The organism is Nitrosovibrio tenuis (genome assembly GCF_900109785.1).
GTDB lineage: Bacteria > Pseudomonadota > Gammaproteobacteria > Burkholderiales > Nitrosomonadaceae > Nitrosospira > Nitrosospira tenuis_A.
In genome coordinates, this window is sequence record NZ_FOBH01000012.1 from 34,312 (window position 1) to 58,061 (window position 23,750).

The 23,750-nt window shown below is 52.5% G+C and carries 25 protein-coding genes; 12 read left to right on the plus strand and 13 right to left on the minus strand.

The window, feature by feature from the left end; genetic code table 11:
- Positions 1 to 255: 255 nt before the first annotated feature.
- From BMX00_RS12225 to gpmA, 3 genes are all read right to left on the minus strand, one after another.
- Positions 256 to 1,686 carry a S41 family peptidase gene (locus BMX00_RS12225; protein WP_090829304.1) on the minus strand — a complete coding sequence of 477 codons (1,431 nt, stop codon included), beginning with the start codon at positions 1,684 to 1,686 and terminating at the stop codon, positions 256 to 258.
- A gap of 34 nt (positions 1,687 to 1,720) precedes the next feature.
- Complete coding sequence (locus BMX00_RS12230; RefSeq protein WP_245728037.1) at positions 1,721 to 2,968, minus strand: murein hydrolase activator EnvC family protein; 1,248 nt, start codon at positions 2,966 to 2,968, stop codon at positions 1,721 to 1,723.
- A gap of 63 nt (positions 2,969 to 3,031) precedes the next feature.
- Positions 3,032 to 3,787, minus strand: coding sequence for a 2,3-diphosphoglycerate-dependent phosphoglycerate mutase (gene gpmA / locus BMX00_RS12235; RefSeq protein WP_090829306.1), 756 nt, complete (start codon positions 3,785 to 3,787; stop codon positions 3,032 to 3,034).
- Between the two features lie 285 nt (positions 3,788 to 4,072).
- Between gpmA and BMX00_RS12240 the strand changes: the two genes are divergently transcribed.
- The 5 genes from BMX00_RS12240 (at position 4,073) to BMX00_RS12260 (ending at position 7,127) form a co-directional block, all read left to right on the plus strand.
- Positions 4,073 to 4,486 (plus strand): rhodanese-like domain-containing protein, encoded by a 414-nt coding sequence (locus tag BMX00_RS12240; RefSeq protein WP_090829307.1) that lies wholly within the window; start codon positions 4,073 to 4,075, stop codon positions 4,484 to 4,486.
- Positions 4,487 to 4,498: 12 nt separating this feature from the next.
- The gene (gene grxC, locus BMX00_RS12245) at positions 4,499 to 4,756 is read left to right on the plus strand and encodes a glutaredoxin 3 (protein ID WP_090829308.1); all 258 of its coding nucleotides are present in this window, start codon (positions 4,499 to 4,501) and stop codon (positions 4,754 to 4,756) included.
- Positions 4,757 to 5,137: 381 nt separating this feature from the next.
- Positions 5,138 to 5,623: a protein-export chaperone SecB gene (gene secB / locus BMX00_RS12250; RefSeq protein ID WP_090829335.1), complete on the plus strand. Its 486-nt coding sequence runs from the start codon at positions 5,138 to 5,140 to the stop codon at positions 5,621 to 5,623.
- Positions 5,624 to 5,625: 2 nt separating this feature from the next.
- On the plus strand, positions 5,626 to 6,129 hold the full coding sequence (locus tag BMX00_RS12255; protein WP_090829309.1) for an SH3 domain-containing protein: 504 nt from the start codon (positions 5,626 to 5,628) through the stop codon (positions 6,127 to 6,129).
- On the plus strand, positions 6,126 to 7,127 hold the full coding sequence (locus tag BMX00_RS12260; RefSeq protein ID WP_090829310.1) for an NAD(P)H-dependent glycerol-3-phosphate dehydrogenase: 1,002 nt from the start codon (positions 6,126 to 6,128) through the stop codon (positions 7,125 to 7,127). The genes BMX00_RS12255 and BMX00_RS12260 overlap by 4 nt, the downstream gene beginning before the upstream one ends.
- 63 nt (positions 7,128 to 7,190) lie before the next feature.
- On the opposite strand, the gene BMX00_RS12265 is transcribed toward BMX00_RS12260, so the two are convergent.
- Both BMX00_RS12265 and BMX00_RS12270 read right to left on the minus strand, forming a co-directional pair.
- Positions 7,191 to 7,655 (minus strand): tRNA (cytidine(34)-2'-O)-methyltransferase, encoded by a 465-nt coding sequence (locus BMX00_RS12265; RefSeq protein WP_090829336.1) that lies wholly within the window; start codon positions 7,653 to 7,655, stop codon positions 7,191 to 7,193.
- A gap of 16 nt (positions 7,656 to 7,671) precedes the next feature.
- A complete protein-coding gene (locus BMX00_RS12270) occupies positions 7,672 to 8,355 on the minus strand; it encodes a ComFC family protein (RefSeq protein WP_090829311.1) in 684 nt (227 codons plus the stop codon).
- 173 nt (positions 8,356 to 8,528) lie between these two features.
- Between BMX00_RS12270 and bioB the strand changes: the two genes are divergently transcribed.
- Genes bioB through bioD form a run of 5 tightly spaced genes read left to right on the plus strand, consistent with a single transcriptional unit; the run spans position 8,529 to position 13,134 of the window.
- Positions 8,529 to 9,560 carry a biotin synthase BioB gene (gene bioB, locus BMX00_RS12275; RefSeq protein ID WP_245728038.1) on the plus strand — a complete coding sequence of 344 codons (1,032 nt, stop codon included), beginning with the start codon at positions 8,529 to 8,531 and terminating at the stop codon, positions 9,558 to 9,560.
- A 12-nt stretch (positions 9,561 to 9,572) separates the two neighbouring features.
- A complete protein-coding gene (gene bioF / locus BMX00_RS12280; protein ID WP_245728039.1) occupies positions 9,573 to 10,772 on the plus strand; it encodes an 8-amino-7-oxononanoate synthase in 1,200 nt (399 codons plus the stop codon).
- 16 nt (positions 10,773 to 10,788) lie between these two features.
- Positions 10,789 to 11,568 (plus strand): pimeloyl-ACP methyl ester esterase BioH, encoded by a 780-nt coding sequence (gene bioH, locus BMX00_RS12285; protein ID WP_090829312.1) that lies wholly within the window; start codon positions 10,789 to 10,791, stop codon positions 11,566 to 11,568.
- 8 nt (positions 11,569 to 11,576) lie between these two features.
- Complete coding sequence (bioC, locus tag BMX00_RS12290) at positions 11,577 to 12,452, plus strand: malonyl-ACP O-methyltransferase BioC (protein WP_090829313.1); 876 nt, start codon at positions 11,577 to 11,579, stop codon at positions 12,450 to 12,452.
- 10 nt (positions 12,453 to 12,462) lie between these two features.
- Complete coding sequence (gene bioD / locus BMX00_RS12295; RefSeq protein ID WP_090829314.1) at positions 12,463 to 13,134, plus strand: dethiobiotin synthase; 672 nt, start codon at positions 12,463 to 12,465, stop codon at positions 13,132 to 13,134.
- 126 nt (positions 13,135 to 13,260) lie between these two features.
- Here bioD and BMX00_RS12300 read toward each other — a convergent pair whose 3' ends face one another.
- Positions 13,261 to 13,662, minus strand: a complete 402-nt coding sequence (locus tag BMX00_RS12300; protein WP_090829315.1) for a phage holin family protein — start codon at positions 13,660 to 13,662, stop codon at positions 13,261 to 13,263.
- A gap of 394 nt (positions 13,663 to 14,056) precedes the next feature.
- Here BMX00_RS12300 and BMX00_RS12305 point away from each other — a divergent pair, with 394 nt between their 5' ends.
- Together BMX00_RS12305 and BMX00_RS12310 are read left to right on the plus strand one after the other, a co-directional pair.
- Positions 14,057 to 16,285: an EAL domain-containing response regulator gene (locus tag BMX00_RS12305; RefSeq protein WP_090829316.1), complete on the plus strand. Its 2,229-nt coding sequence runs from the start codon at positions 14,057 to 14,059 to the stop codon at positions 16,283 to 16,285.
- A gap of 94 nt (positions 16,286 to 16,379) precedes the next feature.
- Positions 16,380 to 17,147 (plus strand): MBL fold metallo-hydrolase, encoded by a 768-nt coding sequence (locus tag BMX00_RS12310; RefSeq protein WP_090829317.1) that lies wholly within the window; start codon positions 16,380 to 16,382, stop codon positions 17,145 to 17,147.
- Between the two features lie 129 nt (positions 17,148 to 17,276).
- On the opposite strand, the gene BMX00_RS12315 is transcribed toward BMX00_RS12310, so the two are convergent.
- The 7 genes from BMX00_RS12315 to cysB form a co-directional block, all read right to left on the minus strand.
- The gene (locus BMX00_RS12315) at positions 17,277 to 17,486 is read right to left on the minus strand and encodes a hypothetical protein (RefSeq protein ID WP_090829318.1); all 210 of its coding nucleotides are present in this window, start codon (positions 17,484 to 17,486) and stop codon (positions 17,277 to 17,279) included.
- A gap of 235 nt (positions 17,487 to 17,721) precedes the next feature.
- Positions 17,722 to 18,021, minus strand: a complete 300-nt coding sequence (locus BMX00_RS12320; RefSeq protein ID WP_090829319.1) for a hypothetical protein — start codon at positions 18,019 to 18,021, stop codon at positions 17,722 to 17,724.
- A gap of 144 nt (positions 18,022 to 18,165) precedes the next feature.
- Positions 18,166 to 18,378, minus strand: coding sequence for a hypothetical protein (locus BMX00_RS12325; RefSeq protein WP_090829320.1), 213 nt, complete (start codon positions 18,376 to 18,378; stop codon positions 18,166 to 18,168).
- A 157-nt stretch (positions 18,379 to 18,535) separates the two neighbouring features.
- Positions 18,536 to 18,760 (minus strand): hypothetical protein, encoded by a 225-nt coding sequence (locus BMX00_RS12330; RefSeq protein WP_090829321.1) that lies wholly within the window; start codon positions 18,758 to 18,760, stop codon positions 18,536 to 18,538.
- Between the two features lie 445 nt (positions 18,761 to 19,205).
- A complete protein-coding gene (locus BMX00_RS12335) occupies positions 19,206 to 20,345 on the minus strand; it encodes a cupin domain-containing protein (RefSeq protein WP_090829322.1) in 1,140 nt (379 codons plus the stop codon).
- Between the two features lie 191 nt (positions 20,346 to 20,536).
- Entirely contained in the window at positions 20,537 to 22,393 is a 1,857-nt protein-coding gene (mutL, locus tag BMX00_RS12340; protein ID WP_090829323.1) for a DNA mismatch repair endonuclease MutL, read from the minus strand.
- A 254-nt stretch (positions 22,394 to 22,647) separates the two neighbouring features.
- Positions 22,648 to 23,580 (minus strand): HTH-type transcriptional regulator CysB, encoded by a 933-nt coding sequence (cysB, locus tag BMX00_RS12345; protein ID WP_090829324.1) that lies wholly within the window; start codon positions 23,578 to 23,580, stop codon positions 22,648 to 22,650.
- Positions 23,581 to 23,750: the final 170 nt, after the last annotated feature.

The following is a 23,750-nucleotide window of genomic DNA, read 5'->3' on the forward strand; positions in this document are numbered from 1 at the left end:
GGCACGGCTATTGGAGAACCGGGCGGGATATCGGTACTCCCAGCCGGGATGCAACAGCAGCTTATGGATTGGTTTGCGCTACAAATAGATATAAATAAGATATAAATATGGCCCCGATGGGTATGCGGCGCAAAGTGAAACTCATTGCGCCGCACCATTATCGTACTATCCGGGCTCAGATAATCTTTCAGTTTCTGAAAGGGTGACCGTAGACATGTCGTTCAGACGGTCTTCCTCGTTGACAACAGTTCAGGCTCAGTTGGCGATTTTTGCGGAGTTTTTCTTTGCCGCGCCTTCCTTGAAATAATTCATGGCCTGGGTCAGCAGCAAATCACCGCTTGAACCGAATTCGGCAGGTGGTTCACGTTTTTTGTTTTTATCCTCTTCTACCTCGGGTTTTGGCGGTTTGATAACCGGCTTCGGCGCGTTCTTCACTGCCTCAAGGTCAAGCTTCATTTCTTCCGCCTTTCCATTGGACAGATGACGATCCAGATCGGCTTCGCGCAAACGCTCGGACTCGTCTTTCGCGGATTCGTCCAGAATGTCAGGCGTAATTCCTTTAGCCTGGATGGCTTGGCCATTTGGCGTAAAATAACGTGCTGTGGTGAGCTTGATAGCCGTGTTATTGCCCAGCGGCAAAATGGTTTGTACTGATCCCTTGCCGAAAGTTTGTGTGCCCATCACGATGGAACGCTTGTGATCCTGTAACGCGCCGGCGACAATTTCCGAAGCGGAAGCAGAACCGGCATTCACCAGCGTAACCATCGGCACGGTTTTGATTGCCGACGGCAGCCGCTTCAGATAATCATTCTTTGTGTCGCGCAAGTAGAATTCGGGGCTGGCTTTCAGCTTCATCTTGGCGTCGTCGGTGCGGCCATCGGTATATACGACGAGCGAGTTAGCTGGCAGAAAGGCAGCCGAAACCGCTACCGCCCCGTTCAGCAATCCTCCCGGATCGTTGCGTAGATCCAGCACCAAGCCCTTCATCGGCACGGGACTCTCCTTGAATAATTTATCGATGGCCTTGGTCAGATTTTCGCCGGTTTGCTCCTGAAACTGGGTAATCCGTATATATGCATATCCAGGCTCGATCATTTTGGATTTGACGCTTTGGATCTTGATGACTGCGCGCACCAGCTGAAACACCATGGGTTTGGTCTCGCCCTTCCGCAATATCGTAAGGGTGATCGGGGTGTTGGGTTTTCCGCGCATCCGTTTGATCGCGTCCGTGAGAGACAGTCCCTTGACAGCCGTCTCGTCCAGCTTGACGATCAGGTCGCCGGGTTTGATTCCAGCGCGAAACGCAGGAGTATCCTCGATTGGCGAAATGACTTTGACGAAGCCGTCTTCCATGCTTACTTCTATGCCCAGTCCGCCAAATTCCCCCTGTGTTCCGATTTGCAGTTCCTTGAATGCGTCCACGTCGAGATAGGCTGAATGTGGATCGAGACCGGTCAACATTCCATTGATGGCCTCGGTGATCAGTTTTTTATCTTCGACCGGTTCGACGTAATCGCTTTTGATACGGCCGAATACCTCAGTGAATGCACGTAACTCTTCAACCGGAAGAGGGTGCTGGACTTCCTGGGTTTCCTTATTGGCGACAGCAGAAAAATTGAGGCTGAGCATTACGCCAGCGATCGCGCCGAAAATCACCAAGCCGAATTGCCGCATTTTGTTACCCATTAAACTCTCCACACTATCAATTTTGTTGCGTTTCTCATTTTATTCTGACCCAGATCAAAGGGTCAAACGGTTTGCCTTGATGGCGTAATTCAAAGTATAGACCCGCATCCGGGTCGATACCGCTGCTATTGCCCACACTCGCGATCGTATCGCCGCTGCGGACGGAGTCGCCGACCTGCTTGTGAATGGTTTCGTTATTGCCGTAGAGGCTCATGTAACTGCCGCCATGATCCACAATCAGAAGATTGCCGAATCCTCTCAGCCAATCGGCGAAAACTATTCGTCCAGTCGCGATGGCTTTCACATCCTCGCCGACAGCCGAACGGATGAACAATCCTTTCCATGTAAGACCCCCATCAGCGCGTGGACTACCAAAACGGTTGGCAAGTTCCCCACGCACCGGCAAACTCAGACGGCCTTTCAATGCCGAGAACGGTCTCCCGTCCGTCGATGCGTCAGGTAAGCTGTCATTGCTCAGGGAGGCAGGGGGGGCGGGCGGAGTACGGCGATTCTTGCGCGCGAGCAACTTGGCGAGTTTTTCAACCAGGCGGGAAAGCCGCTCTTCGTCTTGCTTGAGTTTGCTGATTTCCCGCCGCTGTTGGTCAGCCTGCAGTGAAATACGTGCGAGCAAATTTGCATGCTCGGTTTTTTCGCGTTCAAGTTCCTTTTTGGATTCAGCTTGTCTAGCCTGGATCACCGCCAGTTCCGCACTCTTCTCGCGGCTTTCGCGCGTGAGCGAGTCCAACTGTTGAAGATTCACGCGAAGCGTGCCAATGCCTTCCATTCGCGCACGAGAGAGATAACCATAATAATACATATTGCGCGCAATCTGGTTGGGTTCCTGTTGATTCAGTAAAAGCCCCAGGTATTCTTTTTGCCCGCTTCCAGCTATATACTGCCGGTAGAGTAACTTGCTCAGTTGCGACTGTTGCGCTTCGATATTCTTTGCCACCTGTTCGGATTGCGCTTGTAATTGGCTGCGTTTATCGCTGGCCTTGCGCTGCTCCTGTCCTAGCGTGCTCAATCTGCGGTTGGCAACACTGATGGCTCGCTCGGAATGGCGCAGGGCATCCGCCACTTCCGACTTCGACTCTTCCGTATCCGTCAGTTCCTTCTGCAGCGTTTCGATCCGGCTGCGTAGCTGTTTCAAGTCTTCCTTATCAACCCTTGGTGCGGCGGAGAGCGTATGAGGGAATTGTGCCAGCATGAGTGCGCAAGCCGGGATAAACTTGCGAAGTGTACCTAACCATAAGCCGGTAGCGTTCAAGAATGTGATTTTCAAGATATCGCCAATGAAGAAATCGAATCCCTTGGCGTAATGCCGACTACCTGGAAGCGACCGGGCTCACTGCTGAGGTAAAATCTTCCCCTGGTTCGCCACGGCCTGCATGGCCTGCTCGATCTTTGCCTGATCGCCAAGATAGTAATTCCGGATGGGTTTCAGGTTGTCATCAAGCTCATACACCAGCGGAACTCCTGTGGGTATATTCAGTTCGAGGACCTCCTGTTCGGAAAGATTATCGAGATACTTGACAAGTGCTCTCAGCGAGTTTCCATGGGCGCAAATGAGTATGCGTTGCCCCGCTTGGACCTGGGGCGCAACGGTTTCGTTCCAGTAGGGTAGAAACCTGGCCACGGTATCTTCCAGGCACTCAGTCAGCGGTAAGTCTTCCGGAGCCAAGTTGCGATAACGGGGATCACGTCCAGGGTAGCGATCATCCTCGGGGGTTAGCGCGGGCGGCCTGATACTGTAGCTGCGCCGCCAGATCCGTACCTGCTCTTCGCCATATTTAAGTGCGGTCTCAACCTTGTTCAGGCCCTGCAGCGCCCCGTAATGCCGCTCATTCAATCGCCAGGATAAATAGATGGGAATCCACATCCGATCCATTTCGTCCAGCGCAATCCAGAGTGTACGAATCGCACGTTTCAATACCGAGGTGTAGGCGGCATCGAACTCAAACCCGCTTTCGCGCAGCAACCGGCCGGAGTAGCTGGCTTCTTGCAGACCTTTCGGAGATAAATCGACATCGGTCCAGCCAGTAAAACGATTCTCCTTATTCCATGTGCTTTCTCCATGGCGCAGGAGAACGAGCTTTTTCATATCGTTCTTTACAAAAAGGATGAGATTTTACGTGAAGTAATCTGAAATTCCATAGTAATTTTAATGCATTTTGCGCCCGGGCGCAGCATGCGATAGAAGCAGGATGACTTGCGGGGACTTTTTTATTAATGTTGAGGAACTTCTGGACAAGTCAGAGGCCACTCCGGCTTATGAAGTTTCAAACTGTTGCCCGCTGCTCCCTTGATTTGAAGCTGCAGCCGGAACGACAGAATTCCGCAACATACGCGTCTCTGATAAAATCGCCTGTTGAGAAACGGAGAGAGCATGGAAGCGACTTTTTTTCAGAATAATATTGCCCTGATCGTTGCCGCCGCCGCGAGTGGCGGTATTTTGCTATGGCAGCTGCTGCGCCGGCCCCGCCATGAGATAGGCACAATGGTGGCAGTTCAACTTATCAATTATAAGGATGGATTGGTATTGGATGTGCGCGAGGGAAGTGAATACGCGTCGGGCCACATACCCAACTCGAAGCATATCCCTGCGGATAAGCTTGAAGAGCGGTTGTCTGAACTGGAAAAATTCAAGGACCGGCCGATCGTCATGATACATCGCAGCGGCGTTAACACTACGGGTAAAGCTGGCTCGATCTTGCGTAGCCATGGGTTTGCGCACGTGCACGATCTTGCAGGCGGTATCGACGTATGGCGGCAGGCAAATTTGCCTATAGTGAAGAAATGAGCAGGTCTATCTATGACTAAGGTTATCATGTATTCCACCGCTTTTTGCCCCTACTGCGTAATGGCGGAGCGCATGCTGCGCGCGCGCGGCGTGACGGAAATCGAAAAGATCCGTGTTGATCTGGAGCCTGCGCGCCGCGCCGAGATGATGGAAAAAACCGGACGCCGCACGGTTCCTCAAATATTCATCGGCGGCACTCACGTTGGCGGTTACGACGACCTGGCGAAGCTTGACCGCAGCGATGGATTAATGAAATTGCTGGCGGCGTGATGCTGGAGCTGGGGAATCCCTGATTTTACCCACAATGCGTTCATGGAGACTTGCTAAAAGGTTCCAGGGAACGGCAAGCTGGCAATGGTGAGCCAGGCAATCTCAGGGATTAGGCAGCGCCTGTGCCAAAAAACGTGGTACCGCGTGAAACGCGGCACTGCGGCTAGGGGGGAATTCCATACTGTGCGATGCGCTTCGCTTGATGGCGCCTTATGCCTGATATCTTATGTCTTATACAGGGTATATCCCCACCAAGGGAGCTTGTCTGATTTGCCTCGGGCGCATGGTTTTCCAAAACCGTTGCTCACAGCGGTCAAAATAATAACCGCAAAATAATATCTATCATCAACCACGCCCATTTGATTACTTATGGAAACCGATATGAATAACCAGCAGCAGCAACCCGTGTTCAGCATCGAAAAGATTTACGTCAAGGATTTGTCCCTGGAAATTCCAAATGCGCCCAGAATTTTTCTTGAGCGGGAAACACCGGAGGTGAATATTCAGCTCCATACCAAGGGCGAGCGTGTCGACGAAGGTATGTATGAAGTCGTGTTGACGATAACGGTCACCGCGAAGGTCAAGGATAAGACCATGTTTCTGGTGGAAGTACAGCAGGCAGGTATTTTCCAGATTCGCCATGTGCCGGAAGCGGATATGGACCCCGTACTGGGTATTGCCTGTCCCAATATTATTTTTCCTTACTTGCGTGAAAGCGTTTCGGATATCGTTACCCGTGCCGGATTTCATGCGGTTATTTTAAATCCGGTAAATTTTGAAGCGCTCTACCATCAAGGAAAGCAACAGGCCGAGAAAAGTGCCACGCCAGGGGAAACAGCTGAAGAGCCACAAAAAGTAACGCATTAAAAATGAAATATGCTCAAGCGCTGCTTGCATACCGGCGTCACCTGATCAGGCTGATCTTCTATAGCCGGGTTGCGGCAGTGGCCGGAACTGCGGTGTTGACCTATCCGGTAGCTGCGTTCGCCGCGCTGGAGTTTTTTTCGATAAAGGACAACGCGGTCGTCATGTATGACGCGCCATCACTCAAAGCCGATAAATTATATGTAGCGAGTCGACATCTCCCGGTAGAGGCGGTGGTGAAGGTCGAAGGCTGGGTCAAGGTACGCGATAGCGGCGGCACCCTCGCCTGGGTAGAAGAAAAGGAATTAAGCGAGAAGCGTTACGTAATCGTTACTGCGCCACAGGCAGAAGCCTACCAGGCTGCCAATGTAAACTCTCCGCTGGTATTCCAGGCCCAGCAAAATGTGGTGATGGAACTGCTGGAGCCCGCCGCAAATGGTTGGGTCAAGGTGCGGCACCGTGACGGTCAGGTCGGTTACATCAGGACGAATCAGGTCTGGGGTTCATGAGGATCGCCGTTCTGGGTGCTGGCGCATGGGGCACCGCGCTGGCCATCAGCCTCGGCGTCAACCCTAACTCTTCCCATCAGGTGATTTTGTGGACGCGAGACCCGGAACATCTTGCCGAGCTTGCTTCGCAGCGTATCAACCGGCGCTACTTTCCCGCCTTTGCCCTGCCTGATTCTCTGCGGTTGACCTCAACGCTGGCCGCTGCTGTTGAGTTTGCGGAACTCGCCTTGGTCGTTGTACCCACTGCGGGTTTACGTGAGACCCTGCGTGGCATTGCTGCTTGCGGAAAGGCCATACCCATAGTGTGGGGTTGCAAGGGATTCGAGATGCAATCCGCCAAGCTGCCTCACCAGGTAGCCCAGGAGGAATACGCCGGCGTGGCGCCTTGCGCCGTATTGTCGGGGCCCAGCTTCGCTCAGGAGGTCGCGCAGGGCCTCCCCACTGCTTTGACGCTGGCATCCTATAACGAAGAATTCGCCAAGCATGTCGCCGCGCAATTGCACACCCCGCGGCTGCGTGTCTATTCATGCAACGACATCATCGGCGTGGAGACGGGCGGGGCGGTAAAGAATGTCATATCCATCGCCGCGGGTATTTCCGACGGCATGGGTTTTGGCCACAATGCCCGAGCCGCGCTGATTACGCGGGGTTTGGCGGAGATGGCGCGGCTCGGCCTGAGGCTCGGCGGCCGAATGGAAACATTCATGGGTTTAACGGGTGCGGGTGACCTGATACTCACCTGTACCGGCGATCTGTCGCGCAACCGCCGAGTGGGCCTGATGCTTGCGGCAGGCCACCCTTTACCGGGCATCCTGCGGGCACTGGGACACACAGCCGAGGGGGTGCATACGGCGGCGGAAGTACTACGGCTAAGCCGGGACCTGAAAGTTGAGATGCCGATCACAAAAGCGATAAGCAGCATACTTCATGACGGCGTGCCGGCAAGGCTAGCGGTGGAGGCGCTGCTCAACCGCGAACCCAAGACGGAAAATTACTGAGCCGGATTGCTGATCGAATATTATCGAGAGCGTTCGGTTGTAACCAGATATCTTCATACTGTTCTACTGGCCATTCTCGAACATCATCTGCCGCCACGCTTCATAGATCACCACTGCGACCGTGTTGGATAAATTGAGGCTGCGGCTTCCGGCGACCATGGGCACGCGTATGCGGCACTGTGGCGAGATGCTTTCCAATATAGCGGCCGGTAACCCGCGGCTCTCCGGCCCGAATAAAAACGCATCTCCGCTCGCATACCTGGCTAAATCGTAGCGTTGCTTTCCCTTGGTTGAGACGGCGAAAATCCGGCGGCCCTGCATACGCGTGGTGCAGTCCTGCCAGTTTTCATAAATGGACAGGCTGGCAAATTCATGATAGTCCAGCCCGGCGCGCATTAATTGCTTGTCTTCCAGAGCAAATCCCAACGGCTTGACGAGATGCAAGTTTGCACCGGTATTGGCGCAAAGCCGTATGATGTTACCGGTATTGGGCGGTATTTCGGGTTGATAAAGGATTACATCCAAAATGTTGATCCGTGGAAGCTCATGAGGCGGATGGAAGCGCACCAGGTAGCGTTCTGGCGACCACCCATCCACTCACACGGGCAGCCCCGCGTCTACGCAAGACTTTCGCCAATTCATTCAAGGTGGCACCCGTGGTCATCACATCATCCAGCACAGCGATATGCTTGCCTTCCAGGTCGGCTTCACAGGTAAAGGCGCCTCGGATATTTCGTTCGCGTTCTTTCCATGGCAGTACAGTTTGTGAAGGGGTATCCCTGATGCGCTGACAGACATCAGGCAGCAACATGACTCCGGTATTTTTAGAAACATGGCGAGCGATTTCCAGTGCCTGATTGAATCCCCGTTCACGCAGCCTGACAGGGTGCAGCGGCATGGGCACGACGCATTCCGGTAACTCAACGGGGCCTATTCGCGCGATCAGCAAATCGGCCAGAACACGTGCCATGGCAAGGTTAGCCCGATACTTGAGCCCCTGAAGCAATGCGTCTACCGGAAAAGCGTATTCAAACGCTGCAATGCTGCGATCGAATGCAGGCGGGTGTGCAAGGCAGGCACCACAGACTTGCGATCCCTTCACGGGTAGCGCACATACCATACAGATGTCTGTAGGTAAGTGAGGCAGGCTATCGCGGCAGGGACGGCAAAAATCACCATCCGAAGTGGCCTCGCAGAGCAGGCACTTCTTCCTGAACCAGGACTGCATAACATTTAATCCGTTGTTCAATAATGCCAGCTAAAAAATTGACATCGGTAGCGGAATCCCCGATGATTTGGCTTAAGCCCGGATGAGCTGGGTTCCTACCCAGCAGGCATTGTAGCGCAGGCACGAACAACCACAACCATATGATGAAAAGCATGCCAAACGAGGGGTACAGTATGAGCCAGCTTCATCCCAACACGACTGAGAATGGGGAAATGCACTCAGGCAGCACGGGTGGCAAGCAGGCTGCGGATATTGCTGGCGCGGCGCCCGAGCTGCCACACTGGAGCGTTGGAGCAATTCATGCATTGCTGAACTTGCCGTTCAGCGACTTGATTTATCGCGCGCAATGGGTTCATCGGCAGCATCACGATGCCAATGCCGTGCAGTTGTCCACGCTGATTTCGGTCAAGACGGGGGGCTGTCCGGAGGATTGTGGTTATTGTCCCCAGGCGGCGCGTTTTCACACGAATGTCGATAACCAGGATATGTTGCAGCTCGGCGAGGTGGTTGAGTCCGCTGCCGCAGCCAAGGCACAGGGGGCCACGCGTTTCTGCATGGGCGCCGCGTGGCGCGGGCCCAAACAGCGAGACATCGAAAAAATGGTAGAAATGGTTAGCGCCGTAAAAGCGCTGGGGCTTGAAACCTGTGCCACGTTAGGCATGTTGAAGCCAGGACAGGCCGAGCAGCTGCGCGAAGCGGGACTCGATTACTACAACCATAACCTTGATACATCGCCTGAATTTTATGGTGAGATTATCACCACCCGCGGTTATCAGGACCGACTGGACACTTTGGAAAAAGTGCGTGACGCAGGGATCAATGTATGTTGCGGCGGCATCGTTGGCATGGGGGAATCGCGCCATGCCCGTGCCGGCCTGATCGCTCAACTGGCTAATCTCGATCCCTACCCCGAATCCGTTCCCATCAATCATCTGGTGCAGGTGGAAGGCACGCCATTGCATGGCACGGCGTCACTGGACCCGCTGGAATTCGTGCGAACGATCGCGGCCGCGCGCATTACCATGCCCAAAGCAATGGTAAGGCTGTCGGCGGGCAGGCGGGAAATGTCGGATGCGGTGCAGGCGCTGTGTTTTCTTGCCGGGGCCAACTCAATCTTCTACGGCGATAAATTGCTTACCACCGGCAATCCCGAGGCTGAACGAGACAAATCCCTGTTCGATAAGCTGGGGCTTCGTTCAATATAGATCCTCACAGCCGTGTCCAACCTGGTTACCGGAACGAACAATGATTTAATCGAACAGCTAAGCGAGCAACTGCACAGCCGCGAGAAGAAGAATCTGTTCCGCCGCCGTCTGACCCTGGAAAGTCCGCAACATGCCCATGTTTCGATTGCCGGACGTGAATACCTCGCGTTTTGCAGCAATGATTATCTCGGCCTCGCGGCTCATCCGGAATTGATCGCGGCAGCATGTGAAGGCGCCAGGCGATACGGAATTGGTGCAGGCGCCTCCCATCTCATCAGTGGGCACTCTTCCGCACATCATGCGTTGGAACAAGCGCTGGCACGATTCACAGGGTTGCCTCGCGCGTTGCTGTTTTCCACCGGGTATATGGCAAACGCGGGGGCGGTGACCGCGCTGATGGGCCGCGGCGATGCGATATTTTGCGACAAGCTCAATCATGCCTCACTCAACGACGCTGTGCTGCTTTCACGCGCCAAGTTCAGCCGCTACAGCCGTGGTCCCCATCTTGATCTGGCTGCGCTGGAGCGACAACTGGCTGCATCGCATGCCAGGCGCAAACTGGTATTGACCGATGCCGTGTTCAGCATGGATGGGCACATCGCGCCTGCCGCTCGCCTGCTGGAACTATGCGAAAAATATAACGCCTGGCTGATGCTTGACGATGCGCATGGCTTTGGCGTGCTTGGGTCGCAGGGGCGGGGAACCATGGCTCATTTCAATATCCGTTCGCCGCGCATCATTTATATGGCGACGCTCGGCAAGGCGGCAGGCGTATCCGGCGCTTTCGTCGCCGCACAGCCGGAGATTATCGAAGCTCTTATTCAGCATGCGCGAAGCTATATTTATACCACTGCGGCTCCGCCGCTGTTAGCCCACACTTTATTGAAAAGCCTGGAGTTGATCGAGGAAGAAGAATGGCGGCGTGAAAAGCTGGTACAGCTTGCCGCAGCCCTCAAGCGCGAATTGCAATCATTGCGCTGGCGGTTGCTACCCTCGGCCACACCTATACAACCCCTTATCATCGGTGAGAATGACCAGGCTGTGCGAATCAGCGAAGCATTAAGCGCAAGCGGAATTCTGGTTCCCGCGATTCGTCCGCCTACAGTTCCCCGAGGGACGGCACGGCTACGGATTTCATTGTCTGCTTCGCACACAATGGAGGACGTTGCGCGGCTGGGAGAAGCGTTGAGAGAGCTGGATCGTAGCGTTTAATATTATTCATGCAACGATGAGCCTTCACATTGAATCTTTTGGCGCAGGCTGCGGCCCAAACTTGGTTTTGCTGCATGGATGGGCCATGCACAGCGGTGTCTGGCGCGGTGTGCGTGATCGTCTGGCGCGGCATTTCCATCTGCACCTGGTGGATTTACCGGGCCACGGATTCAGTCCCGCTTGCACATCGGATTCGCAAGTGGGCACACTGGATCGCATGCCCGAATCCGTAGCGCGAATTCTGCCCGAAAGCTGCATTGTTTGCGGTTGGTCGCTGGGCGGAGAGATAGCGATTGAACTTGCGTTGCGCGAGCCGATGCGTGTCAAAAAACTCGCGTTGATTTCAACGACACCCTGTTTCGTTAAACGTGAAGACTGGCTATGGGGAATGGAAACTTCAATGCTGCAATTGTTCGCGCAGAATTTGAAGCGCGATTATGCGACCACCATGAAACGGTTTCTCACCTTGCAGGTGAGCGGCGGCAGCGATAGTTCGTCAACGCTGTCGCAGTTGCGCAAGAGTTTGGCTGAACGAAGGGACCCGGATGAAGCTGCATTGGAAGCTGGGTTACAGATTCTGCTTACCAGCGATGTGCGTGAGAAACTCAAATATATCGAGCAACCGGTATTGGTGATACACGGAGAACATGACGTGATCACTCATCCGGACGCAGCGAAATGGATGAACAAACAATTACGGGAATCGAAACTGATAATGCTGCCGCGTTGCGGTCACGCGCCTTTTCTGTCTCACCCTGATCAATTTATAAAAGGCATAGTGCAGCTGTCCAGGTAAATGTTTCAATGAATTACGACCATATTATCGATAAACGCCGGGTGAGGAACGCCTTCGAACGAGCCGCCGCCCATTACGACCAAGCGGCCATCCTGCAACGAGAAGTGTGCAACCGGATGCTGTCACGCCTCGATTATATAAAGTATGCTCCGGATGTCATTCTCGACGCTGGCAGTGGCACGGGGTATGGTACGCGGAAACTGCTCATGCATTATCCCGCTGCCAGGATGCTGGCAATAGATATTGCAATGTCGATGCATTTGCAGGCACGTCCCCCGGTTTCATGGTGGAAACAGCTGACAACTCGCGGGAACCAGACCCTCTATGTGAGCGGAGACATGGAGCAGATGCCTTTCAAGGATGCCTGCGCTGGCCTGGTGTGGTCGAATCTGGCCCTGCAATGGTGCAACGACCTCAAACAAACAATAACCGAGGTGCACCGCGTCCTTCAAATTAACGGCTTATTCATGTTCAGCACATTCGGTCCCGATACCCTGAAAGAGTTGCGCCAGGCTTTTCGTGGCGTCGATCAATACACTCATGTCAACCGGTTTACGGATATGCACGATATCGGGGACATGCTGGTGCACAGCGGGTTTGCCACGCCTGTGATGGATATGGAATATATCACGCTCACCTATGACGACGTAACGAGCATGATGCAGGATCTCAAAGCTATCGGTGCTCACAATGCGACCGAGGGGAGACGGCGCAGTTTGACCGGAAAAACCACATGGCAAAATGCGATTAACCGCTATGAGACCTTACGGAAAGAAGGAAAGCTTCCGGCGACCTTTGAAGTGATTTACGGCCACGCCTGGAAGCCGCAGCCGCGAACGCCCATCATTACGCCCGAGCTCAGACGACAACTCGGCCTTATATAATCCTTCCTTTATGCCGTCAGGATATTTCGTTACCGGCACCGGCACAGGTGTAGGCAAAACTCTGGTGAGTTGTGCCTTGCTGTACGCGTTTCGCGCATGTGGCAAGTCGGTAGTAGGCATGAAGCCTGTTGCGGTGGGTTGCGAGAACGGCAGATGGATGGACGTGGAGATGCTTAGCGTGGCAAGCGATGTCAAAGCTCCGCGTGAACTGATCAATCCTTATGCACTGGTTGCGCCGATCGCCCCGCATATCGCGGCGAAACAGTCGGGCATTCTAATCGATATCCTGACCATCCGCCGCGCCTGCCGCGAATTGCAGAAAATTGCCGATATTGTTATCGTCGAGGGCGCCGGTGGTTTTCTTGTGCCGCTCAACGAGCGTGAGGATATCAGCCACATGACGAAGGCTTTGGGTTTGCCGGTTATCCTCGTTGTAGGGATGCAGCTAGGCTGTCTTAATCAGGCGCTATTGACCGCCCAGGCGGTGCGCGCAGCCGGGCTGCCGCTCGCGGGATGGGTCGCGAACCGTATCGATGTTCACATGGCGGCATTTGATGAAAATGTGTTCACGTTGGAGCAGCGGCTGGGTTGTCCGCTGCTGGGCGTGCTGCCATTCGATCACGACGCCGATCCTCAACAAATGTCGTTGCTGCTGAATATTGCAGGGATGGGAGCAGGCTGATGCATGGCGATACGAAGAGTTGATGCACGATAAGAGCGTTGGGAGCCGGCTGCCGTACTTATCTATTTGACTGGACACGTCTTTTCATTGCAATAGTCACCCTTTTCTGTTGAATTACACACTCAATCAAACCATCACGCCCTGATTCGCCGGAACATTAAGCAGGCTGTTGTCATATTGGAACAGCAGCGAGCCTACCAGCAGGCTTATAATAGTGACGACGATACTGGCGAAAAACGCTGTCCAAAAGCCCGAAACCCTGAACCCGGGGACAAGCGCGGACACCAGAAGCATCATCAGGGCATTTATGACGAACAGAAACAGCCCAAAAGTGATGAGCGTCAGGGGGATTGTCAAAACGATTACGACCGGTCTGATCACTGCGTTGGCAAGACCGAGCAGAATTGCCGACAAGATCAATGATTTTTTGTTGGAAAATGAGATCCCGTGAAACATGAAGCTCACGAGCCAGAGTGAAAACGCGGTTATTCCGCAATGGGCCAGAAATTCAGTCAAGTTATGCAGCATAGGCCGGCCCGGATTTATTCAATCTCTAGAATATCGTACAATTTATTGTTAATCAGACGGACTTTACGCCCGGTTTTTTTTGGAACATTCCATGCCGCCGGCTTATCGGCAAATTTTACATTAGATATGGTTGTCTTCCCGCACTAAACGGGCCAAATGAGTGGAAACAGTACCTTAATTAATTGGCACGAATTCTGCTTTGAGCGTAGCATAATGCAGGCGCATAAAAAACTGATGCACGGGAATGTACGGGAATATTGATTTCGCCTCGATCTATCGATGGTAATCCTCGGCTGTTCATCCGGAAGTGTGCCTTGATAAGTGGCAAACACATTGCCAAAAAGTGGCAAGTTGCGAAAGCTAAAAATCTAGCCCAATAAAATTTAGGAACTCGATGTCCTTTTCTCCCGATATTTTCAATGCGAAAATCCTGGTCGTAGACGATAGGGAGAATAACGTTGAACTGATCCGAAGCATACTTCGCGCGGCCGGTTATGTTTCAGTTTCCTCGACAACGAATCCGCTCGAAGTGTGCAACCTTCACCGCGCGAAGCGGTACGATCTCATCCTGCTCGATATGATGATGCCCAAAATGGACGGATTCCGGGTTATGGAGGGGTTAAGGGAAATTGAGGAAATCGAGCCCGGCGAATCTCTTCCCGTCCTGGTCATTACTGCCCAGGTGGAGCATAAGAAGCGGGCGTTGCAAGCAGGCGCAAAAGGTTTTATCAGCAAGCCTTATGATAGGCTCGAGGTGTTGACCCATATTCGCGATGTTCTGGAAATCAGGCTGCTGCAGAAAGAGTTGCAGCAATCTATGGCAGGTCGGAAAAATATGCTCAGCGAGCGGACGGCTCCCCTGCGTGAAACCGAAGAGTTGTTCGATCAGCTTGCGGATAATCTTCCACAGGTTTTCTGGATCTGGGATGTCAAAGATAAAACATTCCGCTATATCAACCCGGCATGGGAAAAAATGACCGGCCGTCAGGTTGCTCCTGGCGACCGACTGGAGAAATTTCTTGAGGCGGTTCATCCGGAGGATAAACAGCGGGTAATCCATGAGTCGAAAGAGTTACCGTATGGCGGCGTGGATCATGATTATCGTTTGCTGTCATCGGATAACTCCGTACGCTGGGTCCATTCCCGTACTTTTCCGATCAAGGATGCGATGGGGGTGCATCGCGTGGTAGGGATCATGGATGACATTACGCACCGCAAGGAGGCCGACCAGCGACTGCTGCGGCTTGCCCATTATGATGCGCTTACCAGTCTTCCCAATCGGACCCTGTTTTATGAGTCGCTCAGGAAGATGATCAAGCAGGCCGAAACGAATCACCGCACCATCTCCGTGTTGTATCTCGATATCGACAATTTCAAAGGTATTAACGATACGTTGGGGCACGCTGTTGGGGATGAGGTATTGCGCCAATTCAGCCTCCGATTACTGGATTGCCTGCGTGTGAGGGATATGGTTGCAAGGCTGGGAGGGGATGAGTTTGGGTGCATTCTGGTTACTCCTGATGGTTCAGGAAATGCGGGCGTCGTCGCAAGCAAGATAAGAGCAGCGTTGCGCCAGCCTTTCGAAGTCCAGAAAAATATGATTGCGGTAACGGCGAGCATGGGAATCAGTGTGTACCCGGCTGATTCGCTCGACGCGGACACCTTGGTTAAAAACGGCGATATCGCCATGTGCCGGTCTAAAAAGGCAGGCAGAGATACCTACCGTTTCTTTACTGCGGAAATGAACGCACGGGCAATCCGGAAGCTGGAACAGGAAAATGCACTACGGAATGCGCTCGAGCGTAATGAATTCGTTTTACATTACCAGCCCAAGGTCGAACTGCACAAGGGAGAGATCACGGGGGTCGAGGCTCTGATACGGTGGAATCGTCCCGGATATGGCTTTGTTCCGCCTTCGGAGTTTATTCCCGTCCTGGAACAGACCGGGCTGATTAATCAGGTCGGAACATGGGTTATCGAGACCGCTTGCAAGCAAATCGCCGAGTGGAGGCATGGGGGAATCGGAGAGATGCCGATATCGGTAAATGTATCGGGACGACAGTTTTCCCAGATCACGCTAAACCGGGACGTTATCCGGATTACCGAAGAAAATGGCGTACATCCGCAATTGCTCGAATTTGAATTACAGACGGAAAGAGCTTTAAGAGAAAACAGCATCGATTCCGATTTGCTGGAATTGGAGCTAACGGAAAGTTCGCTGATGACGCATGCAAAAAAAACGGTCGGCGTCCTCAAGAGATTGAAAATGCTCGGTATCCGAATTTCAATCGATGATTTCGGTACCGGTTATTCCAGTCTCGCCTACGTAAAGCGCTTCCCTATTGATGTGCTTAAAATCGACCGTGCGTTTATTATGAATGTCACCACCAACCCTGCAGACGCTGCAATTACTACCGCGATCATTGACATGGCCCACAGCCTGGACGTCAAGGTTGTAGCTGAGGGCGTGGAAACGGTTGAACAGCTTGTTTTTTTACGCGAGCGAGGATGCGATGAAATTCAGGGCTATTATTTTGCGCGCCCACTCCCCTCGACTGAGATATCCAGGCTGCTTTTGAATGGCAAGGAGCGTCTCAGGCTAGCGCAATCCCTGGCCTCGTAGCGGCATGTTCAGCCGTATTCAGGCTTGTTCTCAACAATAAGTTCGCGATTGCTGTATAACACTTTTTCTCATTTTATTTTTTGTCAGTATCAGTATGCGTTTTGCCTGCCTGGGTAGCGGTTCACGTGGAAACGGTCTTGTGGTTGAGGTGGCGGATACAAGATTATTGCTGGATTGCGGATTTACGCTTAAGGAAACAATTATTCGTCTTTCCCGGCTCGGACTTGAGCCCGATACAATAGACGGAATTGTCGTGACTCACGAGCACGACGACCATATCGGCGGCGTGGCGCGGTTTGCGCGCAAGTTCGGTGTCCCGGTATGGTTAACGCATGGCACTCTGCGTAGTGTGGAGAAGATATTCGGGCCGTTGTCAGAGGTAAACGTTATAGATGGCTACCAGCGCTTCTCTATTGATGGTATCGAGATCGAGCCTTATCCTGTTCCGCACGACGCCCACGAGCCGGCGCAATTTGTATTCAGCGATGGTGCATTGCGATTAGGCGTGTTGACAGATACCGGATGCTCGACGCCCCATATCGAGGCGACCCTGAGAAATTGCCATGCTTTGGTATTGGAGTGTAACCACGATGCGCAGTTGCTCGCAAACAGCGATTACCCATGGAGCCTCAAGCAGCGCGTTGGTGGGCGCTTTGGACACCTTGAGAACGCTGCCTCAGCGGAACTCCTGGCAAATCTCGATTGCAGCCGTCTTCAACACGTTATTGCGGCTCATCTGAGCCAAAAAAATAATACCCCACTGCTTGCGCAAACCATGTTGAGCAGCGTGCTGAATTGCGGAACAGACTGGATTGGGGTTGCGAGCCAAGACGATGGTTTTGGTTGGCGCCAACTCATCTGAACTCATCTGCTTTCTCGGAAAGCAAGAAAATGGCGATAAAAAAACCGCTCCGTAGAGCGGCTTTCGTTGAGGCTGGGTTACGGGTCACTTTACGGCCCAGCCTTTAGCGTTACTATATTCACGCCTTACTTATTTTTTGGCTGCATCGCCGCTGGCACTCTCAGGGGCGGTTGATCCGCCAGGAGCTGCCGGAGCGGCTGGAGCTGATCCAGCGGCACCTTGTTGCTTGGTTATTTTGGCGAAGTTATCTTTTTCCTGCTCGGGAAGCGCCTGGTTCGGCTTACCACAGGCAGTCATGGTGAGTGCCACCAAGGTAGCAGAGAGGAGCGTGAGTCTCATTAGTCAATTCCTGTAAAAAGTATAAAAAGAAGTGGTAGAGCTATACTATAGTATATAGTGAAAATGCTTGATCCTTCAACCCTGGACGGACCTCGAACACGTCTCTCACCTTCGAACAGTAAGCATGTTCTGGCCCCGGTGATATATATTAATTTGCGCCTCTCAACCCAAGTATGGGTTTTAGGCAATAAAAAAGCCATCCACACGGATGGCTTTTTTGCTTATACAACTGTTCTCAATGACCTTCCGGAATGGCGCTTTGACCCGGCTTTACGGGGTTGCCATTGCCATCGAGGGCATGACCTGGCAGAACGGCTTTACCAGCATATTCATCCTCCTCACTCTTCGGTGCGGCGGCGGTTTTGTCAGCGGGAGCTGAGGACGGACCGGTTGCAGCACGCTCCTGATCCAACGTTGTTCCTTCTTCGGTTCTGGTTCCGTAGGTGGTGGAATTTTCGGGCATTGCCTGTTTGGGTCTATCACATGCTGTCAGGCTAAGGGCCACTAAAGCGGCCGCGAGGACTGAATATTTCATATGGGGCTTCCTTAATAAAGTATAAAGAGATTGTAGCAGGCGACAGTATATAGCAAAAGCATGCAAATTTACGCTTAAAAGTGTAATTTTGCCGCTAACCGAGGTGAGAACCTAGCATAACGTTATACTAAAGCACTAACTATGCTATTTATGGGGTTCTTCCTTCTTGACACCAGCGCCGCTTGTACCAGCTTGAGATTCAGCTCCCCCTTCCTTGTCAAGCTCGTCAAATTTCGGAGCGGAGTCACGCTCAGCCATTGCAGAGGGAGGCGGCTTATCCATTGGATGTTTTTTATATTCACAAGCAGACAGCATCAACGCTGCCAACGAAACAGCGAGGATCGAGGAGTATTTCATTATTCAATCATCCTAAAAGTCATTACTAAAAAACCGTAATATAACATAAAAGCGTTAAGTCATAAAAATCTGAAAGTGAATTGATCCGCTGCGCTTTACATCGGTCTTGACCAAAAAAATGCCGTCCCGAAGGACGGCTTTTTTCAGAATTGCCTGGTTACGGCTTGGGTTGTTGTTGTGAGGACTCATTTCTTTTATTTGCCTCCGCTTCAGCTTTCTGGGCTGCTTCGATGTCAGCATCACTGACTTGCCCTTCACGTTTTTCCCATAGGCTGGGGGGATATTGTCCCGGCTTTCCTTCTCCGGGCTTATGCTCTTTCATCTGATCACATGCGGTAAGTGTTAGTGATGCCAAGGCGATAGCGAGGAGCGAGTACTTCATTTTTTTAATCTCCTTATAAGAAGTTATAACGAACCACCAAAAAATTATAGATGAGTTTCGGCCATTCAAAATCTGAGAAACCACTATATCGTAATAGCCACTATCTTAATAGCAGAATTCAGAAATGTTGTCTAGTCGTTGTATCCCACAGCCATAAATGGTAGCGGGAAATCGGCTGGGCATGGGGCTTCCCAGAGCATCGCCAAAACGCTAGCTGAACATTATGAAGCATTGCCAAACAAGAAAGCTGCCAGCTTCACTCAAGCTCGTCAAAAAGGGAAGTCAAACAACCAGGGAAGTCAAACAACCAATCCATTGGATCATAAAACCCTGACCAGGTTCCGCGCAACATGCAGCGACGACTGTGAGGAATGCTATTCAGCCGCTTGCTGCTTGGTCGACACGGACGAGTGTGGTGTCGAAAAAAACGCCGAACCCGCGGGTCTTAGAAGACCATGCTCTCAGTGGTGGATAACTCAACATAACCATTTAGATACCATTGATAAAGCAGTGCGAGGCTCTCCTTATCAAGGTTTTCCACCATTGGTAAAGCAAAATGATCAGCAAGGTTTTCCAATACACGGCGGGCTGCAGCTCCCACCGTATAAGATTCACCATTTATAAAAATTCGTTTTTTCTTCCCTAGCATGCGGCTTTTCAGGTTGAGCTCCAGTCCCGTCTGAGCAACCTGATACGCGAAGTCTTGCTCGCCCACAGGATGTGATGGAGGTGTAAAAAAAACATGAGGCTTGGGCTCGGTGAGATAAATGCCCATAAAGTGTTCCACATCGCTACGGCTCCATCTGATCTTGCCGAGCGCCGCGCCTGCCTGCCGCAACATTGCGGCACTGATACGTCCTGGGTGGGGCTGCAATCTGATATCCGGGTCACAATACATTCCATTGATGGCGCTGTGGTCTTGCAGATATATAAGAAACTGGGTGGCCAGTTCCTGGTAACTGGGCGCCCGAAAGCCGATCGAATAAGTCATGCAGGGGTCCTTTGCCACGCCGTTGTGTGCATAGCCGGGCGGCAGATATAGCATATCGCCCGGCTCCAGCACCCAATCCTGCTCCGGTTTGAAATCCTGCAGAATTTTCAAAGGCGCATCCGCAATCAGTGTTTTTTGCCGCTGTGCAGATATCTGCCAATGTCTGCGCCCCATGCCCTGCAGCAGGAAAACATCATATGAGTCGAAATGCGGTCCGACTCCACCCTCCTCAGGAGCATAGCTGACCATCAGGTCATCCAGTCGCGAGTGGGGGATAAAATTGAATTTAAGAAGCAAGTTGCGGGCCGAGGGTAGAAAGTGGTTGACGTCCTGTACCAGCAAAGTCCAATTTTTTTTTTGCAGGCGGGGAAAGGTACGAGGTGAAAAAGGACCGTGCCGGACTTGCCATTTACCCTGGCTTTGCATAATAAGCCGTGATTGCGCATCATCATGGCGGGCTAGCTCGATAAGACCTTCCCGGCTCAGCAGTCCGTGAAAGCCGGGCAGAGCACCGCGTACCAACAGAGGTTTTTTCTGCCAATAATCGCGGAGAAACTTTTTAGGCGAGAGGCCTCCCAGCAACTCCAGCTTCATATTTACCTAAGCGTATAAGGATGGAGTATAAGAACCGAGTATAAGGACAGTTGCTACGATGGGATGCGCAAATGAACCAAAGGCCAAAAAGCAGTTACCATTCCAAAACGCATCAGCGATGTATCGCAACGAGAGAACCAGAGTAAGCAATAATGGGATGTAAGTTCAAGTTCCAGCGGCGGGCTTCATTCTTATTTGCCTCGCATGAACATCTTGTCGAGATCTGCAAGACTGATTTCAAACCAGGTTGGTCTACCATGGTTGCATTGGCCGGCGCGTTCGGTTACTTCCATCTCGCGCAACAGCGCATTCATTTCCGGAATAGTCAACATCCGGTTGGCGCGAACCGCACCGTGACATGCCATAGTTGAAAGGAGCTCGTTGCGCCTGCTGGTCAATGCCTGGCTGGCGCCGAATTCCCGGATGTCGCTCAGCACGTCGCGCGCCAGCTTTACCACATCGGCATTCTTGAGTGCGACTGGCACTGACCGTACCACCAGCATGGTTGGGGAGAAGGTAGAGATTTCAAACCCGAGCTCGCTCAAACTGTCACTGTTTTCCTCAGCGGTCACAATGTCCAGGCTATCCGCATAAAAAGTAGCCGGAATGAGCAGGGGCTGCATGGCGAGCGTGTGATTATCCAGCGCTGATTTGAGTTTCTCATACAAGAGACGCTCGTGCGCAGCGTGCATATCCACGATGAGCAGACCACGGTCATTCTGCGACAGAATATAAATGCCGCGGAGCTGACCCAGCGCAAATCCCAGCGGCGGAACTTCAGGTTCTTTAGCGCGTGTTCCTGCTGTGTGGATGTCCAATACTGTCTGCGCCGATTTTAGGCCGTCGTCCTCGACGCCGAAGAGGGCGGAATAGAATGCTTGGGGTTGTGCCGCTGCCGGAGGCTCAGGCGAGATGTAGGACTTTAAAGACATGACGCCTTGTCGGGGGTAACCGGAAAATTCGGCGCCTGCCTTTTCATTGATGGCCATATCCGTGTTTCCTCGGTCGTTCGGTTTGTGCTCCTGATCGCCGGTTGCCAGGACTGAGCCTCTGGATGCCGGTTGTCCCGTTGCCAGCGCCTTGTCGATTGCATGAAACACAAACTGATGCAGTGCTCGCGGATCGCGAAACCTTACCTCGATTTTCGTAGGATGCACATTTGCATCCACGCTTTCCGCTTTCATTTCAAGGAACAGTACAAAGGCCGGGTAGCGGTCCAGATGAAGCACATCCCGATAGGCTTCGCGTAGCGCATGAGTAATCAGCTTGTCGCGCACGAATCGGCCATTGACAAAGAAATATTGGGCATCGCGCGAAGCGCGTGAATAAGCCGGTAACGCGGCTGAGCCCCACAACCGCAAATCCGCCGCCTGTTCATCGATAAGGACCGATGTCTGGCTGAACTCATCGCCCAATACTGCCGCAATTCGCGACCTTGGGTCCGCCGCGCGCAAGTGGCGGCGCACGGTTCCGTTATGTTGCAGAGTAAAACCGATGTCTGGGCGCGACAATGCGATACGCTTGAATGTTTCCTCGCAATAGGAAAATTCGGTGGCTTCGGTTTTCAAAAATTTTCGGCGGGCAGGGGTGTTGAAGTAGAGGTCATGCATTTCGACCGTGGTGCCAGAAGCAAGTGCCACGGGCTCTGGCGGCGAGAGGCGGCCACTCTCCGCTTGTACTTTCCATGCGTGTTTTTGCTCCGCTCTGCGGCTCGCAAGCGTCAATCGCGAGACTGCGGCAATACTTGCCAAAGCTTCGCCACGAAAACCCAGGCTTACCACCTGTTGCAAATCTTCCAATGTACTGATTTTACTGGTCGCATGCCGGGCGAGGGCAAGCGGGATATCCTCTTTTGAAATTCCTGTGCCGTTATCCATTACACGGATCAGCTTGATTCCCCCTTGCACGAGCTGCACCGTGATGTCAGCTGCGCCAGCATCCACGCTGTTTTCCAGCATTTCCTTAAGTGCCGAGGCTGGGCGCTCCACCACCTCTCCGGCGGCGATCTGGCTGATGAGCAGGTCGGGGAGCAGCTTGATTGCATTCATGAGGCATTTTTCCAGTAAAGCTCTTAGCGGCATTATAACGCCTTGGGTTGCACCGATCGCCATGGGGAATCGTTCAACCTACATCCGGCAGTTGTAAGCGCGAGATGGCTTTATGAATCATGGACCCCCACTACATAGGCCCCCAAAGCAAAAAAGCGGCCAGCTGGCAAAGACAGATTTTAATGCCGGGCGAGCACACTCCGGTCCCGAGACCTTGTTTTAGGCCTTGGCTATGAGTGTGGCTGTGAGTATGGCTATGAATGCTCTTTATCTTTCATAGCAATCTTGATTGCGACGTGGTCAAGGTGAGGGGCGAAAATTTCGATGAAATCGTAAACATATCCGCGCAAATAGCTATTGCGGCCGATACCGATACGGGTCGTACTCGGTTCAAACAGGTGGCTTGCATCGATGGACCGCAGATGCTTGTCGCGCTTGGGGTCAAACGCCATCTGCGCCACGATGCCGATGCCCAGCCCCAATTCCACGTAGGTCTTGATTACATCCGCGTCTATGGCCGTTAGCACGACATTGGGAACCAGCTTCTTCGCATCGAACGCCTGGTTGATCTTGGAACGGCCGGTGAAAGCAAAGTCATACGTAATAATAGGGTATTGAGCGATTGCTTCCAGCGTCAATTTCTCAAGTCTGAGCAGAGGATGACGCGGAGGAACTACCACGCAACGGTTCCACTGATAGCATGGCAGCATCACGAGCTCATCAAAAAGTTCGATGGCCTCGGTAGCGATCGCGATATCGGCTACGCCCGATGTGACCAGTTCCGATATCTGCGTCGGACTGCCCTGACGCAAGATCAGCTTCACCTTGGGATAACGTGCGGTAAAATGCTTGATGGCGGAGGGCAGCGCATAGCGCGCCTGGGTATGGGTCGTAGCGATAGTGAGCGAGCCGATGGCTTCGTTGGCGAATTCCTGACCGACCTGCTTCAGGTTTTTCGCATCTCTGAGCATTCTTTCGGCAATTTCGATGATTGCTCGTCCTGGGGGTGTGGTTTCAACCACACGCTTGCCATTACGCACAAAGACATCCACTCCCAGCTCGTTTTCCAGAAGACGAATCTGCTTGCTGATGCCCGGCTGAGACGTATGGAGGACCTCAGCTGCTTTGGATAAATTCAGACCCTGGTTGGCAACCTCGCAAAGGTAGCGTAGCTGTTGCAATTTCATATTCGAACTTTAAATAAGATTAGATTATAATAATCTAACATAATATTCTTTTGAGATATATACCTGCATTGCTATTATTCTGGTTTCGCGGCACTATATGAGGTTGTCTGTCAGGGGTTTCTGATAACGGTGAGTAGTGGCGCGCGCTTAACATAGCCCATAGATAGCCC

What these genes read in the sequence shown, in the direction of transcription:
- bioD (WP_090829314.1), top strand. Translation starts at nt 12,463, where the DNA reads ATGCCGTCAGGATATTTCGTTACCGGCACCGGCACAGGTGTAGGCAAA.
- BMX00_RS12255 (WP_090829309.1), top strand. Translation starts at nt 5,626, where the DNA reads ATGAAATATGCTCAAGCGCTGCTTGCATACCGGCGTCACCTGATCAGG.
- cysB (WP_090829324.1), bottom strand. Translation starts at nt 23,580, where the DNA reads ATGAAATTGCAACAGCTACGCTACCTTTGCGAGGTTGCCAACCAGGGT.
- secB (WP_090829335.1), top strand. Translation starts at nt 5,138, where the DNA reads ATGAATAACCAGCAGCAGCAACCCGTGTTCAGCATCGAAAAGATTTAC.
- bioB (WP_245728038.1), top strand. Translation starts at nt 8,529, where the DNA reads ATGAGCCAGCTTCATCCCAACACGACTGAGAATGGGGAAATGCACTCA.
- BMX00_RS12225 (WP_090829304.1), bottom strand. Translation starts at nt 1,686, where the DNA reads ATGGGTAACAAAATGCGGCAATTCGGCTTGGTGATTTTCGGCGCGATC.
- BMX00_RS12330 (WP_090829321.1), bottom strand. Translation starts at nt 18,760, where the DNA reads ATGAAGTACTCGCTCCTCGCTATCGCCTTGGCATCACTAACACTTACC.
- BMX00_RS12260 (WP_090829310.1), top strand. Translation starts at nt 6,126, where the DNA reads ATGAGGATCGCCGTTCTGGGTGCTGGCGCATGGGGCACCGCGCTGGCC.
- BMX00_RS12305 (WP_090829316.1), top strand. Translation starts at nt 14,057, where the DNA reads ATGTCCTTTTCTCCCGATATTTTCAATGCGAAAATCCTGGTCGTAGAC.
- mutL (WP_090829323.1), bottom strand. Translation starts at nt 22,393, where the DNA reads ATGAATGCAATCAAGCTGCTCCCCGACCTGCTCATCAGCCAGATCGCC.
- BMX00_RS12320 (WP_090829319.1), bottom strand. Translation starts at nt 18,021, where the DNA reads ATGAAATATTCAGTCCTCGCGGCCGCTTTAGTGGCCCTTAGCCTGACA.
- BMX00_RS12335 (WP_090829322.1), bottom strand. Translation starts at nt 20,345, where the DNA reads ATGAAGCTGGAGTTGCTGGGAGGCCTCTCGCCTAAAAAGTTTCTCCGC.
- bioH (WP_090829312.1), top strand. Translation starts at nt 10,789, where the DNA reads ATGAGCCTTCACATTGAATCTTTTGGCGCAGGCTGCGGCCCAAACTTG.
- BMX00_RS12240 (WP_090829307.1), top strand. Translation starts at nt 4,073, where the DNA reads ATGGAAGCGACTTTTTTTCAGAATAATATTGCCCTGATCGTTGCCGCC.
- bioC (WP_090829313.1), top strand. Translation starts at nt 11,577, where the DNA reads ATGAATTACGACCATATTATCGATAAACGCCGGGTGAGGAACGCCTTC.
- gpmA (WP_090829306.1), bottom strand. Translation starts at nt 3,787, where the DNA reads ATGAAAAAGCTCGTTCTCCTGCGCCATGGAGAAAGCACATGGAATAAG.
- BMX00_RS12300 (WP_090829315.1), bottom strand. Translation starts at nt 13,662, where the DNA reads ATGCTGCATAACTTGACTGAATTTCTGGCCCATTGCGGAATAACCGCG.
- BMX00_RS12310 (WP_090829317.1), top strand. Translation starts at nt 16,380, where the DNA reads ATGCGTTTTGCCTGCCTGGGTAGCGGTTCACGTGGAAACGGTCTTGTG.
- grxC (WP_090829308.1), top strand. Translation starts at nt 4,499, where the DNA reads ATGACTAAGGTTATCATGTATTCCACCGCTTTTTGCCCCTACTGCGTA.
- BMX00_RS12315 (WP_090829318.1), bottom strand. Translation starts at nt 17,486, where the DNA reads ATGAGACTCACGCTCCTCTCTGCTACCTTGGTGGCACTCACCATGACT.
- BMX00_RS12270 (WP_090829311.1), bottom strand. Translation starts at nt 8,355, where the DNA reads ATGCAGTCCTGGTTCAGGAAGAAGTGCCTGCTCTGCGAGGCCACTTCG.
- BMX00_RS12325 (WP_090829320.1), bottom strand. Translation starts at nt 18,378, where the DNA reads ATGAAATACTCCTCGATCCTCGCTGTTTCGTTGGCAGCGTTGATGCTG.